We start from the raw sequence: 13,733 nt of genomic DNA, 5'->3' as shown, positions 1-13,733 counted from the left end.
CACTACATGGATGATGGGGGCCCACAGCCTTACTGAGTCTAAGTAAACTCCGAATACCCAAGAGTACTATCCGGGAGACACACGGCGGGTGCTAACGTCCGTCGTGAAGAGGGAAACAACCCTGACCTGCAGCTAAGGCCCCTAATTCGTGGCTAAGTGGGAAAGCATGTGGGACGGCCAAAACAACCAGGAGGTTGGCTTAGAAGCAGCCATCCTTTAAAGATAGCGTAACAGCTCACTGGTCTAGATAAGCTGTCCTGCGGCGAAGATGTAACGGGGCTCAAGCCACGAGCCGAAGCTCAGGATGCACAGCGATGTGCGTGGTAGCGGAGCGTTCTGTGATATAGCTCATTGCCTCTCTTGCCTCCTTCGGGTGGCATTGGAGGCACGGAGCTTTCTGTGAAGCCGGGCCGTGAGGCAACCGGTGGAGAGATCAGAAGCGAGAATGTTGACATGAGTAGCGACAAAGAGGGTGAGAGACCCTCTCGCCGAAAGTCCAAGGGTTCCTGCTTAAAGCTAATCTGAGCAGGGTGAGCCGGCCCCTAAGGCGAGGCCGAAAGGCGTAGTCGATGGGAACCAGGTTAATATTCCTGGGCCAGGAGGAAGTGACGGATCTCGAAGGTAGTTTGCCCTTATCGGATTGGGTGGGCTGCTTAGAGGTTCCTGGAAATAGCCCTCCATCAGACCGTACCCTAAACCGACACAGGTGGACTGGTAGAGAATACCAAGGCGCTTGAGAGAACCACGTTAAAGGAACTCGGCAAAATGCCTCCGTAAGTTCGCGAGAAGGAGGCCCCATATGCACGCAAGTGTGTGTGGGGGGCACAAACTAGGGGGTGGCGACTGTTTACTTAAAACACAGGGCTCTGCGAAGCCGTAAGGCGACGTATAGGGTCTGACGCCTGCCCGGTGCTGGAAGGTTAAAAGGAGGGGTGCAAGCTCTGAATTGAAGCCCCAGTAAACGGCGGCCGTAACTATAACGGTCCTAAGGTAGCGAAATTCCTTGTCGGGTAAGTTCCGACCTGCACGAATGGCGTAACGATCTCCCCGCTGTCTCTAACGTGGACTCAGCGAAATTGAACTGTGTGTCAAGATGCACACTTCCCGCGGTTAGACGGAAAGACCCCATGAACCTTTACTCCAGCTTTGCACTGGCATCAGGATTGTGATGTGCAGGATAGGTGGTAGGCATCGAAGCGGGGACGCTAGTTCCCGTGGAGCCTCCCTTGAGATACCACCCTTCGCACTCTTGATGTCTAACCGCGGCCCGTTATCCGGGTCCGGGACCCTGCATGGTGGGGAGTTTGACTGGGGCGGTCGCCTCCCAAACAGTAACGGAGGCGCGCGAAGGTTGGCTCAGACCGGTCGGAAATCGGTCGTTGAGTGCAATGGCAGAAGCCAGCCTGACTGCAAGACTGACAAGTCGAGCAGAGACGAAAGTCGGCCATAGTGATCCGGTGGTCCCAAGTGGGAGGGCCATCGCTCAACGGATAAAAGGTACTCTGGGGATAACAGGCTGATGATGCCCAAGAGTCCATATCGACGGCATCGTTTGGCACCTCGATGTCGGCTCATCTCATCCTGGGGCTGGAGCAGGTCCCAAGGGTATGGCTGTTCGCCATTTAAAGAGGTACGTGAGCTGGGTTTAGAACGTCGTGAGACAGTTCGGTCCCTATCTGCCGTGGGTGTAGGAGACTTGAGAAGAGTTGCCCCTAGTACGAGAGGACCGGGGTGAACGAACCACTGGTGGACCAGTTATCGTGCCAACGGTAGTGCTGGGTAGCTATGTTCGGACAGGATAACCGCTGAAGGCATCTAAGCGGGAAGCCCCCTTCAAAACAAGGTCTCCCTTGAGGGCCGTGGAAGACCACCACGTCGATAGGCCAGAGGTGTAAGTGCAGCAATGCATTCAGCTGACTGGTACTAATTGCCCGATAGGCTTGATTTGATCCAGAAACAGCAAGGCAATAGCCTCGCCTGGAACAGTCAAAAGCAACACAGACTTGGAACAATACACACTGATGATCGCGCGCCAAAACCTGCCAAAACGCAGACAAAAGCGCGCGTGTTTCTTCCTCGGTTTGGTGGTCATAGCACGAGCAAAACACCCGGTCCCTTCCCGAACCCGGCCGTTAAGTGCCGTCGCGCCAATGGTACTCCGTCTCAAGACGCGGGAGAGTAGGTCACCGCCAAACCTAGAAAGAAACACACAATCCTCTCTCCAATACGATGCAAATAAACCCCGATCGCCAAAATAAAGCCCTCGGGATACCACAACGGACGCGGGGTGGAGCAGCCCGGTAGCTCGTCAGGCTCATAACCTGAAGGCCGCAGGTTCAAATCCTGCCCCCGCAACCACCTTCACCGAACTGCCAAAAGGCCCAGCTGACGCTGGGCCTTTGGCGTTCGTAGCCAGCCCCACAAGCGCCGTCAGCGCCCCGTCCAAAACCACCACAGCCTGACCATCTTCCCACCGCACAGCCACACGCTCGATCAAACCACGGATCACCTCGCGGGCAGGTTGCGCAATCGCTGGATCTGCCAAGGTGATGGCAAGCTCCGTGACCTTGCGCCGATAGAGCTCGGACAAGTTCGGGTTCAACCGCACCGGTGCCGGGGCAGGGGTGGTGAGCGCTGTGTCGATTGCTTCCACGCGACCCTCGAGCTCAAGGAGCTTCTCCTTCAAGCCAGGCGAGCGCAGGCCCTCGGCGATCGCGTCATAGAGGCCTTCCAGCTTGCGCTTGATCGCCCGCTTCTCCGCGTCCAGCCGGGTGCGGGCTTGGGCAGCCTCCGCGCCATGCGAATTGGACAATTCCGCATGATCCCTTACGAAACGTGCCACCGCCTCGGGCTGCATGAGCCGCGTCTTCAGAAGATCCAGAACCACCGCTTCCAGCACTGACCGGCGGATACCCTTCTTGGCGCTGCAGGTGTCGAGCTTGCGGGCGGCGGAGCAGGCGAGGTAGTCGCGCCCCACGGCGGCGTAGGGGCCACCACAGCAGTCGCAATGGACAAGGCCGGTGAGCAGGTGGTCTGCACGGCGTCGCTCCCAGAAGCGGGAGGCCTTGATGCCCTGCACGGCGGGTGTAGCGTCGAGGGCTTCCTGTCGTGTCTTCACCTTCTGCCAGAGCGCGTCATTGATGATGCGCAGTTCGGGCACGTCGGTGGTGATCCATTCCGACGCATCGTTCTGACGGGAAACCCGCTTGCCGGTGCTCGGGTCCTTCACATAGCGCAGGCGGTTCCAGACAAGACGGCCAAGGTAGAGTTCGTTGTTCAGGATCCCGGTGCCGCGCTGGCGATGGCCGCGGATGGCGGTGTCGCGCCAGAGCATGCCTCGGGGGCCGGGGATGTGCTCGCGGTTCAGGTCCTTCGCGATGGCTTTGGGCGATTGCCCTGCCGCGAAAGCCTCATAGATGCGGCGCACAATCCGGGCCTCGTCCTCATTGATCTCTCTCTCGCCGGTTGCCAGTTCCCCATCGCTCTTCAGCCGCCGCAGCACCCGATACCCATACGCGTTCCCTCCCCCTGAAAACCCAGCCTCCACGCGTCCCCGAAGTCCCCTCCGTGTCTTGGCCGCAAGGTCCTTCAGGAAGAGCTGGTTCATCGTGCCCTTGAGGCCCACATGCAACTCCTCGATCCGGCCTTCGCTGAGGGAGAAGATCGTCACCCCCGCGAAGGTCAGCCGCTTGTAGATCGCCGCGACATCGGCCTGGTCCCGGCTCAGCCGATCCAGCGCTTCCGTGATCAGCACCGTGAAGGGACCCGCCAATGCATCGGCCATCAGAGCCTGCAGGCCGGGGCGCAGCATGGATGCACCCGAGATCGCCCGGTCGGCATAGGTCTCTATCACCCGGCACCCTTCCCGCAGCGCTCGCTCCTCACAGAGCCGCGCCTGATCCTCGATCGAGGCATCGCTCTGGCGGTCCGAGGAATAGCGGGCGTAGATCGCGGCTGTCATGCTCATGGCGGGGGGACTCATCTATGGGGGCAGGGGGAATACCTCACTCTCGCATTGACGTAGGCCTTTGTGTAGAGTGTATTACACAAATGAAGTTCGGTCCCCATATCCGTGAAGCACGTGAAGCCAAGGGCTTTGGTCTGCGCGAGCTCGCGCGTCTCATCGAGGTCGAGCCGGCGTACCTCTCAAAGATCGAACGCGAGATATTCGCGCCGCCGTCTGAGGCGCTCATCGTTAAGATCGCGGGGCATCTGGGGGAAGATCCGGATCGGCTCCTGGCGCTGGCCGGGAAGATACCGTCAGACGTAAAAGACGCGATCATCCAAAGCGAGGGGCAGCTGGCCAAGTTGGTCAGGGAATGGGCGAAGGATAAGGGCGGGAAGTGAAGACAGTCTAGTCTCTAACACTCCAGGCCACGGGTTCTTCATGCTCTTTTGGCGCCCCCTTCAGAACCCGGCGTCGCTTGCGCGCTCCTTCGCCCCAAAGTAGCCAGATTGATAGTCAACGATCCCTTGTGAAACATCACAGGAATCGCGAGCCCAGTATCCATTTTTACGAGCCTTACACCGACTACCACCGGCCTCGCGCACATTGAGCTAGGGGCTTTAAGGCAGTTCGTTCCCACCTTATTCACTTGGCAACTTATATGTTCCGTCTTCTCAAGAAACTCTTCTCTCCATCCCGAACTGAGCAGCGCTACACCGCGCCACCGCCGCAGTCGGAGGTCATCCCGTTCCGTCCTGCCAGTAACCCGATGGCCCATCCGCCAACGAGCCCGACGCACCTGCCGTCCACCCGCGGCCAACAGGAAGTCCTCAAAGGAAGGTGCTGGGTCATTGATGGCGACACGATCGTGATCAATAAGATCCATATTCGCCTCGCCGGGATAGATGCGCCCGAAATGGATCAACCATTCGGCAAAGTTGCCAAGAGCGCTCTTGTCCGCCTTTGCAAAGGTCAGGTCGTAACGGCCCACACGGATGGAAGCTTCTCCCATGAACGTACCGTGGCTGTCTGTATGCTGGAAGACGGACGTGACCTCTCGGCTGAAATGGTGAAGGCTGGTCTCGCCCTTGATTGGAAGAAGTATTCCAACGGGCGGTACAGCTCCTTTGAGGCCCCAGACCTGCGGCGCAAACTATGGCGCGTCGATGCGAGGCAAAAGGGGAAAATACCGCCTAAGCAGTGGGCGGACTAAGTGGGCGTCGGGCTGCAAGTCCTTGGCGCCTTGATCCATGCGATGCGCCCGACGACCTTGTTCATTCGGAAAAAGCTACCTCGGTGCAGCCCAAAGGGCACGCTTGTCTTCGTGCTATTGTTTACAGCCTCCTTTGGTGGCCCCGCTCGAACAGAAGAATGCCATCCGAGTTACGTTGGCGAATGCGTACCGATCGCCAGTGATGTCGATTGTGCGGGTGGCTCCGGAAACGGACCCGAATACATCGTAGGACCGGTCCAAGTGGTTGGGCCAGACGACTATGACCTGGACAGAGATGGGGATGGAATTGGGTGCGAGTGAGTTAACCTTCAAACGCTTCCAAGACCTCACGCGGTGTTCTGACAAGTGACCTGGGGCGACGTTGGTGGCTGTTCTCAGTGGCCGCATATGATCTCCAATCATGGGTCCGGACCTGATGCCAAAGCACATCGAGTTGGCTAGCCCGTGCGTGTGCCGCGCGGAGTTCACTGTCGTCCAACGCTGAGAACCGGGTTCTGATCTGCTCCTCGCGGAACTGCTCGGCGATGTGGCCATAGGTATCCGCAACCGTCCGGATGTCGGCGTGTCCGAGCTGACGGGCCACCACCTCAATGGGAACGCCTTGCCGAATGAGGTCACTTGCATAGGTGTGCCGCAACCCATGGAACACGAAATCCGGGGGAAGGTTTGCTTCCCGGACAGCACGTCTAAACAGGGTGGTATGCTGACGCTGCCAGACCTTACCCTTATCTGATCGGAACACATGGTCCTTTGGTGCTTTGCCCTCGATCATGCGCAAGAAGAACGCCATTCCTTCGTCGGGAAGAAAGACGAAGCGCGCTGGACTTCGTTTGAAGGCCGCGATCCGTAGACCAAAGACCTGATGGCCAACATCCTCAGCACGGAGATTGGACAACTCGCCAACCCGGCACCCAGAGTACAACGCGGCAAGAACCAAGTTCCGAAGAGCTGGCGTGCAGTGGCTGATCAAAGCGCGGCATTCATCCCGGTTAAGGAATAGGAGGCGCGGCGTGTGAACAACCGAGATGCGCTTCAAGCATCGGATTGATCGGTCCGATTCAATCTTGCCAGCGTCCCATGCGTGGGAAAAGGCCACCTTGAGGATGCCTACGATCGAATTGTAGGTTCTCTTCCGACGGCGCAGTTCATCCGGGGACAGGTCATCCCGATCAACCATGGCTTGTCGCTTCGAGAAGCCGTGGTGTGGTGGCGTTCGAATGATCTGAAGGGCGATGGCCTGCAGATGGTGGGCCGTGAACTCTTCTAAGGGCACGTGCGTGACGCCCTGAGTGAGATGGTGGTTGGTCAGGGTAATCATGTTGTAGTGACCACCCTTTGAACGCGCGATCTTCGACCAAGCAGTGTAGTCGTAGAGGGCGTGGCCTACCGTGTAGACGTTGCCGATGGGTCTGAAGCAAAGTGCATCAGTTCGTCCACGTGGGGCTTGCTTGGACGCCTCGCCTCGTTGGGCGTACTCCTCAAACCACGAAAACGCTTCCTCGATTGCAGTCGTAAAGGAAAGGCAGCCTCGACCTAGGTCAAGTGCATGGCCCAGGCACTTTTGAACATATCGCCTGTCCTGCGTGAGAAGCCGAGCCGTCCAGTTGCAGTGCCGCCCATCCGGGCGGTGGATGCCGATGTGGCGCCCGACGAGTAGATGATGCCAATAGGGAGCATCGCGGGCATCGAGGCGTTCGATCTGCGACGCACTCTGAAAAGGACAGGTCGCGATGGTATCCTGCGATCCCGCCAAGCGAGCTTCGAGCATTTGTGACATTGGGCACCTTTGCGATCTTGATGGATCGGAAGAGGATACCGCGACATCATTCCCGCATGGGGGCTTTCTATCCCCGCCAAGGGAAGAGATGAATCCCGAGCTTGGTGAGACCGTAACAAAGAACCGCTGGTACAATGAAGATTGTATTCTCAAGGGCCACGTAGGCGAAGACCGCTGAGAGCATCAGGCCGCCGATTGCAAAGGTTTGCCGCATCGTCCCACTCAGCCACATGATCGTAACTCCAAGATCGAAAAGCACGGCGAGAACCTGCCTAGGGAAGAAACTGCATGCAACCGTTGCATGACGAAATGACATCCAATCTGACGAACATGACGAAAATGCTGATTGAGCAAAGGGAAAGTCCTTCTCTTCTAAGGTCGTAATCACCCCGAACGTTTGCGCCGCCTGATCAAAGCTTCTGCACATATGCAGGCACCCTCATGCAATCAGGAGAACCATTTGCCATGATCGGTCGCTACGACTTCTCAGATCCCGCCGTCATTGCCGCGCTTCCCGTCCGCCTTGACCCTGCTTGCGCTTGTAGTCGCCACGGCCCGCAGCGCGCTTGAGAGAAGCGAGAAGGCGTCTCTGCATCTTCCAATCCCGCTCCGGCTCAATGCCTTGCAACACGCGTAACACGCCATCGACGAACATCAACCGCGACATCGGCGCGGTGTGAGCGAGGTCGGCCAACCAATCCTGCAGCCGGGGCAGGGTAGCGCGATCTGCAGGGGGCAGGGACAAGGCGACAGGGTCCGTGGTCGCCAGCCATTGCATCCACCGGCCATAGCGAATCTCAAGCGTCCCACGTGAAGTGCCCCGCAGATGCGCCAGATCCCCGGGCTGATCCAACGGACCGGCATCGCGGCACAGCGCCTCCCACATCCTCTTGTCTGCGATGGGCCACTGATCGCGCGGCTGAACGAGGCTCATTTGCGGCCTCGCTTCTTGGCCGTGACCAGTTCTCCGAACTGCTTGGTCGCGGCCTTCATCTCAAGCCCGGAATACATGTTGATCGTGTGGCTGACCTCGGAATGACCAAGCAGGCGGCGCGCCACCTCGTAGCCGCCGGGATTGGCGTCGAGCCAGTTCATCACAGCGAAGTGCCGGAACAGATGGGCGTTCATCTCGATGCCGGTCGTCTTGCGGATACGCTTGCAGATGCGCGTCGCGAGCATGCCGCTGTGACAAGAGCCTGCCCCATCGCGCCGCGGAAAAAGCCAAGGCGTACCTGCCGGGCACAGTTCAGGGCTGCGGGTCTTCACATGAGCATCGATCATGCGGATCAGATCGGGTGGCAGGTCGAACTCCATCGAGCGTTCGTTCTTCACCTCGTTCTCGGTCAAAACGAGGAACACGCGTCCATCACCCGGGCGGTGCACGTTCTGCTCCAGATGGATACCGGCGAGGTTCTTGATCCGGATCGGGCAGTAGAGAAGGATCGCGATGGCCAAGGCATCCTCGCGCGCCAAGGCCTTGGTGTAAGCATTGGCCTTACCTGCGGGCGGGGCGTTGAACAGTTGTTCCGGCAGCAACAGGAGACGGCGCATGGTAGCCTCGTCCTGCAGCACACGCAGCCGACCCCGGTTCTTGCGGGTCATCCCACGCTGCGGCGCGAGGGCAAGTTTGGCGGCCAACTTCTTGAGGGCCTTCTGAACCTCTTCCGGCTGCCCCGTGGTCTTGCTGAGATTGCGCAGGAGGCCAGCCATCTCGCTGATCAGCTTGTTGGTCTTGTTGTCGGTCCGCGTCAGCATCTGACGCAAGCCGCGTTCCGCGGTGTCAGGGTCCAGCATCCTGGCGACCTCTGTGATGTCTTCTGCAGGCATTCCCGAATGTACCAACTCCGAAGCAAATCGGATCATCTGCCCGCGATATTGCTTCAACGTCACCGGTCGCAACGCGCGCGCGCGACCGTCCTCGGCGAGGGGATCCGGATGCGCGAGGCGATGGATCAACGCGTCGAGATCGCGATGCAGTGCCAAGGGCAGGTCGTCATCGGCCAGCTTGTAGATGGTCTTCCGATGGGGCAGGGAGAGCCGGGTCTGCGGCCAGTCGGGGAACCGCGTTGCGGCGAGGTTCCATGCATTGACTGCCGCACGATGCGCGGTGTCAGGGGACTTGTAGATCTCGTTTACTTCCAGCGCCTCCAAGAAGGCAAAGGCGTGCTCGTCGCGCGCCTCCGATGGGGCCACATCATGGTGGCTCAGAAAATAGACGAAGCGGCTGATCGACAGCTTCACCGTCGGGTCGTCGGAAGCGAGAACCATCCGCCAGAGCGCGTGCCAGTCGGACGAAAGATCGCTGGGGCGGCCCCGGCGGCGCTCGATCACACCACACTGTGCCATCGCGGACCGCGCATCGCTGACCGCATTCTGCCAGGACTTCGTACTGATCCCCATGGCTGCCGGGCTCAGCTTGTCGAGGCGCGGCTGCAACCACCGCCCGAAGGCGGGTACATCTTCCGGTGAGCGGTTCAGAGCCTTGGCTATCCGGCGCAGACCGGAGATCATGTCGCGGCGGCGGGTGTCCGTCAGGCTCTCATCGGCCAGGAGCCGGTCAATCAGGTCAGAGAACATCGGCGTGCCCTTGGGCACGAAGGCAAAGTCGAGGGGCAGCATGGAGAGATCGTTCATCGGGAAATGGTCCTTGTGACAGTTGTGGACACGGGTGGACACGAGGTGACTTGGGGTACGATTCGGGAGAACAGTAGCATCAAAAGTCCGCAATTTTGGTTGAGGCCCTCTTCCCGAATGCCATCTAAACCATTGACTTAGATAGACATTGATGGACCTGACGTCCTACTGGCCCGCGACAGCGCGATAGGCCGCGTGGGCCGCCGGATCGATGCGGAGGAGACGCCCGCCGGGACCGATGCGCACCACAGCGAGCTGCCCCGCAGCGATCGCGCGGCGCACGGTCTTCTCGGAGCATTGATCGAGGAAGGCCACGTCTGCGACGGTCATCAAAGGGCGCGTCTTGTGCAGCGGCGGGGAGCTAGAGTTGGTCTTCGGCGCCATGCCCGGCATCCTCCTGATCGGGGGCGGAGACCGCGAGTTCCCGCGCAGCCTGGTCCGCGATCAGGCGGACCAGAACCAAAACCGCCGCATCAACTTTTGCGGCGACGCCTTTGGTCGAGATGGGATGGGCGGGATCGCGTGTCATGGCGTGACCATGACGGGGCACAAGAAAACGGGCTAAGGGGTGCTGATTGAAATCGACGAAACCAATCAGGCCCCGGAGCTAGCGCGTTTGAACTTCGCTAGCTCGTCGTGGATGGTGTCACCGGACAGTTCATTACTGGGGTCCGTGATGCAGCGCACGGCGGCATTCACGAACTCGATCAGTTGGCCCTTGCGGCGATTGTCGATGGGGTCGGTCGTGACGGAAAGCGTCCGCCCCTCACATTCCCAGAAAGCGAACAAGCAGGATAGGACTGCTGTACGTCTCAGGTCGCTGATAACGCGCCTGTCTGCGGGACGAAGGTCCAGAGCCACATCCGGCGTGTCGGTAAGGATGCGCAGCTTCCGGTGAAGGGTCTCCACATTCCGCAAGACCTGGTCATAGTCCTTCTGGAGCGCCTTGAACCGAGCGGCACCCAAGCGATTGTTGGCTTGGATGCTGTCGAGGCGCTCAAGGCGTTCAAATCCGCGCAACAGCGCCTCGGACGCCGTCATGATGTCTTTGGCTGTGCTCTGCATCTCCGTCTGTGCCCGGGCGATTGCCTTCTTGCGGGGCAGGGGGGCGAAGACCGGAGTGATGGTCTTGTTGAGTGCGCGTGCGAGATCTTTTGACAGCGCGGCGACAGCTTCTACGGGGAACGCGAAAACCTCAGCCAGCCTTACTATCTGTTCCACATTCAGTGCGTCCACCTGGTCAAGTTTGGCCAACCGTGCAGCCACTCGGTCATGCAAACCCTCGATCTCTTCCTCGGAGAAAGCTTCCCGCTCGATGAGCTTGCCGCGCTGATCGCGGTCCTGCCCTCCGCGGCCCATTAGTACGGAAAGTTCCCCAACGATGAGTTCTTCCTCAAGATCCTCCGACCGTAGCTTCCAAGGCACACTCTGGCGGATCCCGTCTGCAGGGATGTTCACTGTGTCTTGGTCGTTGCCCGGTGCTTTGGTCATGTCAGCCCTAAGGTTGTCGTGGATCGACGTTTTGCGGGCATCGGCCAAGTATGGCGATGATCGGACTAATGCGCCATCCCGGTTCTAGGAAAGGGTGACACTTCTATAGATGCGATTCTAGAGTTGCGTCGGAGCTGGATCTAACTTGGATGCGAGGTAGGGCTGGAAATGTACGATAAGGGCGGGAAGCGGACAGTCGAATGAATAGCACTCTGCGGTTAGCGGGAATGTTGCGACAGGAACTCTTGCCGGATGGTGCGTGCGATCTGGTTGCCGAGCGAATTTGCAGCCATCTGGTTGAAGACATGGTTGGCGAAAGGGAGTGTCACCAGGGTCAGATCAACGCCCACCTTGGCTGCAGCGACTGCAAACCCAAGCGTGCCCTCTTTCACCACGAGGCTGTCATTTTCAGGTAGTACGATCAGGGTGGGTGGTGCCGCAGGTGTCAGGAAGTTTGCGGAAGTAATGGCAGCGATACGCCCGGGATACGCATCCGGCGGCCCGCCGATATATCCTTCAATCAGCATCCGCGGCTCAAATCCCGGGATCGGGAAGCCATTTTCGTAGATGCTGATCGGGTCAAGTGCGGGATAGAGCGCCGCGATTGCAACCGGCACGGGCACATCTTTGCCGCAGGCGGCGGGTGCGCGGCCCGCAGCCGCCGCATAGCCAAGATTGACCGCCAGGTTTCCACCGGCCGAGTCGCCCATCACTGCGATCCGCTTCGGATCACCCCCGAAGCGGGACGCGTTGCGCGACACCCAGACCAGGGCGCAGGCCACATCTTCCGGTGCGCGGTTCCATGTCGGGCGGTCCGGACCGAAGAGTCTGTATTCCACACTGACGACCAGCCAACCCTGATCGGCAAACCAGCGAAGATCTGCGGCCGTTTCCGTAAAACTGCCCGTCATGAAGCCGCCACCATGGATGTAGACGACGACCGGCAAAGGAGCATTCGATGCGGGCGGGCGATAGATAGCAGCGCGCAGATCGGCCCCCTCGACCACCCTGAACGTTTCCACGGCATCGGGTTGGGGCACATCCATGTCGGCAAGAAAAAGAGTAGCTGGCAGATCGACCGAAACCCCTGCAGCGCTTGCAGCCTGTCCGATCCGAAAAAGGATGAAGGCAGAACCTGCCGTGCCAATTGCTGCGAGCAAGGCCACCGCGCTGCCAAAACGTGGAGATACATGGCGGCGCGTGAGCAATCCAAGCGCCAAGGACAGCAAGGCGCCAAGCAAGAGGAAAGGTCCAAAGGGTGCCCAGACCGTTGAACCGATCACGGCCCAGCTTCCGCTTGTCGGAGCCCGAAACGCGCCAAGGACAAGGCCCATCACCACGAGGGCCTGGATTGCCGAAATCAGAGTGATGGTGATCAGGGCCGAACGCATCATGACGAAAACCATAAAGCAGGAAAGCTGTCCTGTCGGCACATTATGAAAGCACCGACCCAAGCATTGCCACCGTATGCTTTGGGCCGATAGCGCCTTGTCCGCTGCGGGCGGAAAGCGGACTTTCGCCTGAATGAGATGCGGGCCGGGTTTGGCAAGGCGCAGCAGGCAAGCATCGCTTGCCTGCTGCATGTTGGTTTAATTCATCTCGTTTGCGCGATCGGTTGCGACGGCTGTCTCTGCGGCCGCCACAGCCGCATTGAAAGCATCCAGCACTTCCGGCCCGCCCTTCACGTTGCCCTTGAACCATTCGAAGACCGGCTCGACCGCAGCCTTGAAGGTGGCCTTTTCCTCGGCGGTCGGCACATAGATCTCGCCCCCCGCCGCACGGAAATCGGCATAGGCTTGGATTTCTTTGCGCTTCGGGCTGGCGAAGGTCGCCTGTTGCAGGGCGGCGAAGCCATCGACCACGATCTGCTGCTGTTGCGGGCTCAGCGACTTGAACCGGTCATTGCCCATCCACCAGAAGGCACCCATGTAGCTGTGGCCGTCCAGCGTCAGATACTTGATCCCGGCATCGGTGAACTTCATCGACATGATGTCGGTGATGCCGTTCGCAGTGCCTTCGACAACGCCCGTCTGCAGCGAGGTGAACAGCTCGGGCCACGGGATCGGGGTGGGCGAGGCGCCAAGGGTGGTGGCCAACGTCTGCGGCAGATCGGCGGGGACGGTGCGCATCTTGAGGCCTGCGAGGTCACCCGGCGCGGCAATACGCTTCTTCGTGTTGGCATAGTTGCGCCAGCCGCCGGTGTTCCCGATGGTCATCAGGCGGATCTTGTCGCCCGAGTCGGCAAGCGCCATCGCGCGCAGCTTGGCGGTGAAGTCAGTGCCAGTAAGCACTTCCTCGGCCACGCGATCATCCGACATGAGATAAGGCAGGTCGAGAACTTGAATGTAGGGGAATAGGCCGGCCGCCCCGCCCGAGGTGGAAATGTAGATGTCTATGGTGCCATCCGCGACACCCGCCAGGCACTCGTCTCCCTTGGCGCACAGCTGGGTGCCCATGAAGATTTCCACGCCGATCGCGCCGTTCGAGGCGTTCTCGACATAGTTCTTGAACACCACGAGGCCATCATAGTCCTCGTCCTGTTCGTTCGAATTGGCGGTGGCGCGCAGCATGATTTCTTGCGCCAGCGCCATGCTGGCGGTGCCCGCCAGAAGGGTCGCGAGCACCAGGGACTTCAGGGTTTTTTTTAGCAT

General features: G+C 59.5%; 12 protein-coding genes, 1 tRNA gene and 2 rRNA genes (1 of these 15 only partly in view). 5 read left to right on the top strand and 10 right to left on the bottom strand.

Going from position 1 to position 13,733, the window contains the following annotated elements; translation table 11 throughout:
- The 3 genes from RSE12_00385 to RSE12_00375 all read left to right on the top strand — a co-directional run.
- A 23S ribosomal RNA gene (locus RSE12_00385) occupies positions 1–1,948 on the top strand; it begins 888 nt to the left of the window's first position.
- A gap of 132 nt (positions 1,949–2,080) precedes the next feature.
- A 5S ribosomal RNA gene (gene rrf, locus RSE12_00380) occupies positions 2,081–2,195 on the top strand.
- Between the two features lie 86 nt (positions 2,196–2,281).
- Positions 2,282–2,358: transfer RNA gene (locus RSE12_00375), tRNA-Met, on the top strand.
- Here the strand turns inward: RSE12_00375 and RSE12_00370 are convergent.
- On the bottom strand, positions 2,315–3,961 hold the full coding sequence (locus RSE12_00370) for a recombinase family protein (protein WRH64891.1): 1,647 nt from the start codon (positions 3,959–3,961) through the stop codon (positions 2,315–2,317). The genes RSE12_00375 and RSE12_00370 overlap by 44 nt on opposite strands.
- Before the next feature lie 89 nt (positions 3,962–4,050).
- On the opposite strand from RSE12_00370, the gene RSE12_00365 reads away from it, so the two are divergent.
- A complete protein-coding gene (locus tag RSE12_00365; GenBank protein WRH62828.1) occupies positions 4,051–4,347 on the top strand; it encodes a helix-turn-helix transcriptional regulator in 297 nt (98 codons plus the stop codon).
- Positions 4,348–4,607: 260 nt separating this feature from the next.
- The gene (locus RSE12_00360; GenBank protein ID WRH62827.1) at positions 4,608–5,159 is read left to right on the top strand and encodes a thermonuclease family protein; all 552 of its coding nucleotides are present in this window, start codon (positions 4,608–4,610) and stop codon (positions 5,157–5,159) included.
- Positions 5,160–5,481: 322 nt separating this feature from the next.
- Here the strand turns inward: RSE12_00360 and RSE12_00355 are convergent, their stop codons facing one another.
- The 9 genes from RSE12_00355 to dctP all read right to left on the bottom strand — a co-directional run bounded on the left by RSE12_00355 (position 5,482) and on the right by dctP (position 13,733).
- The gene (locus RSE12_00355) at positions 5,482–6,957 is read right to left on the bottom strand and encodes a site-specific integrase (GenBank protein ID WRH62826.1); all 1,476 of its coding nucleotides are present in this window, start codon (positions 6,955–6,957) and stop codon (positions 5,482–5,484) included.
- A 67-nt stretch (positions 6,958–7,024) separates the two neighbouring features.
- On the bottom strand, positions 7,025–7,384 hold the full coding sequence (locus tag RSE12_00350; GenBank protein ID WRH62825.1) for a hypothetical protein: 360 nt from the start codon (positions 7,382–7,384) through the stop codon (positions 7,025–7,027).
- A 72-nt stretch (positions 7,385–7,456) separates the two neighbouring features.
- Positions 7,457–7,891 carry a hypothetical protein gene (locus RSE12_00345; GenBank protein WRH62824.1) on the bottom strand — a complete coding sequence of 145 codons (435 nt, stop codon included), beginning with the start codon at positions 7,889–7,891 and terminating at the stop codon, positions 7,457–7,459.
- Entirely contained in the window at positions 7,888–9,591 is a 1,704-nt protein-coding gene (locus RSE12_00340; GenBank protein WRH62823.1) for a site-specific integrase, read from the bottom strand. The genes RSE12_00345 and RSE12_00340 overlap by 4 nt, the downstream gene beginning before the upstream one ends.
- A 165-nt stretch (positions 9,592–9,756) precedes the next feature.
- Positions 9,757–9,921, bottom strand: coding sequence for a DNA-binding protein (locus RSE12_00335; protein ID WRH62822.1), 165 nt, complete (start codon positions 9,919–9,921; stop codon positions 9,757–9,759).
- A gap of 31 nt (positions 9,922–9,952) precedes the next feature.
- Positions 9,953–10,120 (bottom strand): hypothetical protein, encoded by a 168-nt coding sequence (locus RSE12_00330; GenBank protein WRH62821.1) that lies wholly within the window; start codon positions 10,118–10,120, stop codon positions 9,953–9,955.
- 65 nt (positions 10,121–10,185) lie between these two features.
- Positions 10,186–11,130: a hypothetical protein gene (locus tag RSE12_00325; protein WRH62820.1), complete on the bottom strand. Its 945-nt coding sequence runs from the start codon at positions 11,128–11,130 to the stop codon at positions 10,186–10,188.
- 170 nt (positions 11,131–11,300) lie between these two features.
- Positions 11,301–12,665 (bottom strand): alpha/beta hydrolase, encoded by a 1,365-nt coding sequence (locus RSE12_00320; protein WRH62819.1) that lies wholly within the window; start codon positions 12,663–12,665, stop codon positions 11,301–11,303.
- 6 nt (positions 12,666–12,671) lie between these two features.
- Complete coding sequence (dctP, locus tag RSE12_00315; protein ID WRH62818.1) at positions 12,672–13,733, bottom strand: TRAP transporter substrate-binding protein DctP; 1,062 nt, start codon at positions 13,731–13,733, stop codon at positions 12,672–12,674.

Origin of the sequence: Fuscovulum sp. (assembly GCA_035192965.1) — a bacterium.
Classification (GTDB): domain Bacteria; phylum Pseudomonadota; class Alphaproteobacteria; order Rhodobacterales; family Rhodobacteraceae; genus Paragemmobacter.
Note: the sequence above shows the minus strand (reverse complement) of the source record. Positions and strands in the feature narration are given on the sequence as shown.

Coding starts and splice junctions, on each gene's coding strand:
- RSE12_00355 (WRH62826.1), bottom strand. CDS start 6,957: ATGTCACAAATGCTCGAAGCTCGCTTGGCGGGATCGCAGGATACCATC.
- RSE12_00345 (WRH62824.1), bottom strand. CDS start 7,891: ATGAGCCTCGTTCAGCCGCGCGATCAGTGGCCCATCGCAGACAAGAGG.
- dctP (WRH62818.1), bottom strand. CDS start 13,733: ATGCTAAAAAAAACCCTGAAGTCCCTGGTGCTCGCGACCCTTCTGGCG.
- RSE12_00370 (WRH64891.1), bottom strand. CDS start 3,961: ATGACAGCCGCGATCTACGCCCGCTATTCCTCGGACCGCCAGAGCGAT.
- RSE12_00335 (WRH62822.1), bottom strand. CDS start 9,921: ATGACCGTCGCAGACGTGGCCTTCCTCGATCAATGCTCCGAGAAGACC.
- RSE12_00360 (WRH62827.1), top strand. CDS start 4,608: ATGTTCCGTCTTCTCAAGAAACTCTTCTCTCCATCCCGAACTGAGCAG.
- RSE12_00340 (WRH62823.1), bottom strand. CDS start 9,591: ATGAACGATCTCTCCATGCTGCCCCTCGACTTTGCCTTCGTGCCCAAG.
- RSE12_00330 (WRH62821.1), bottom strand. CDS start 10,120: ATGACACGCGATCCCGCCCATCCCATCTCGACCAAAGGCGTCGCCGCA.
- RSE12_00350 (WRH62825.1), bottom strand. CDS start 7,384: ATGTGCAGAAGCTTTGATCAGGCGGCGCAAACGTTCGGGGTGATTACG.
- RSE12_00365 (WRH62828.1), top strand. CDS start 4,051: ATGAAGTTCGGTCCCCATATCCGTGAAGCACGTGAAGCCAAGGGCTTT.
- RSE12_00320 (WRH62819.1), bottom strand. CDS start 12,665: ATGCAGCAGGCAAGCGATGCTTGCCTGCTGCGCCTTGCCAAACCCGGC.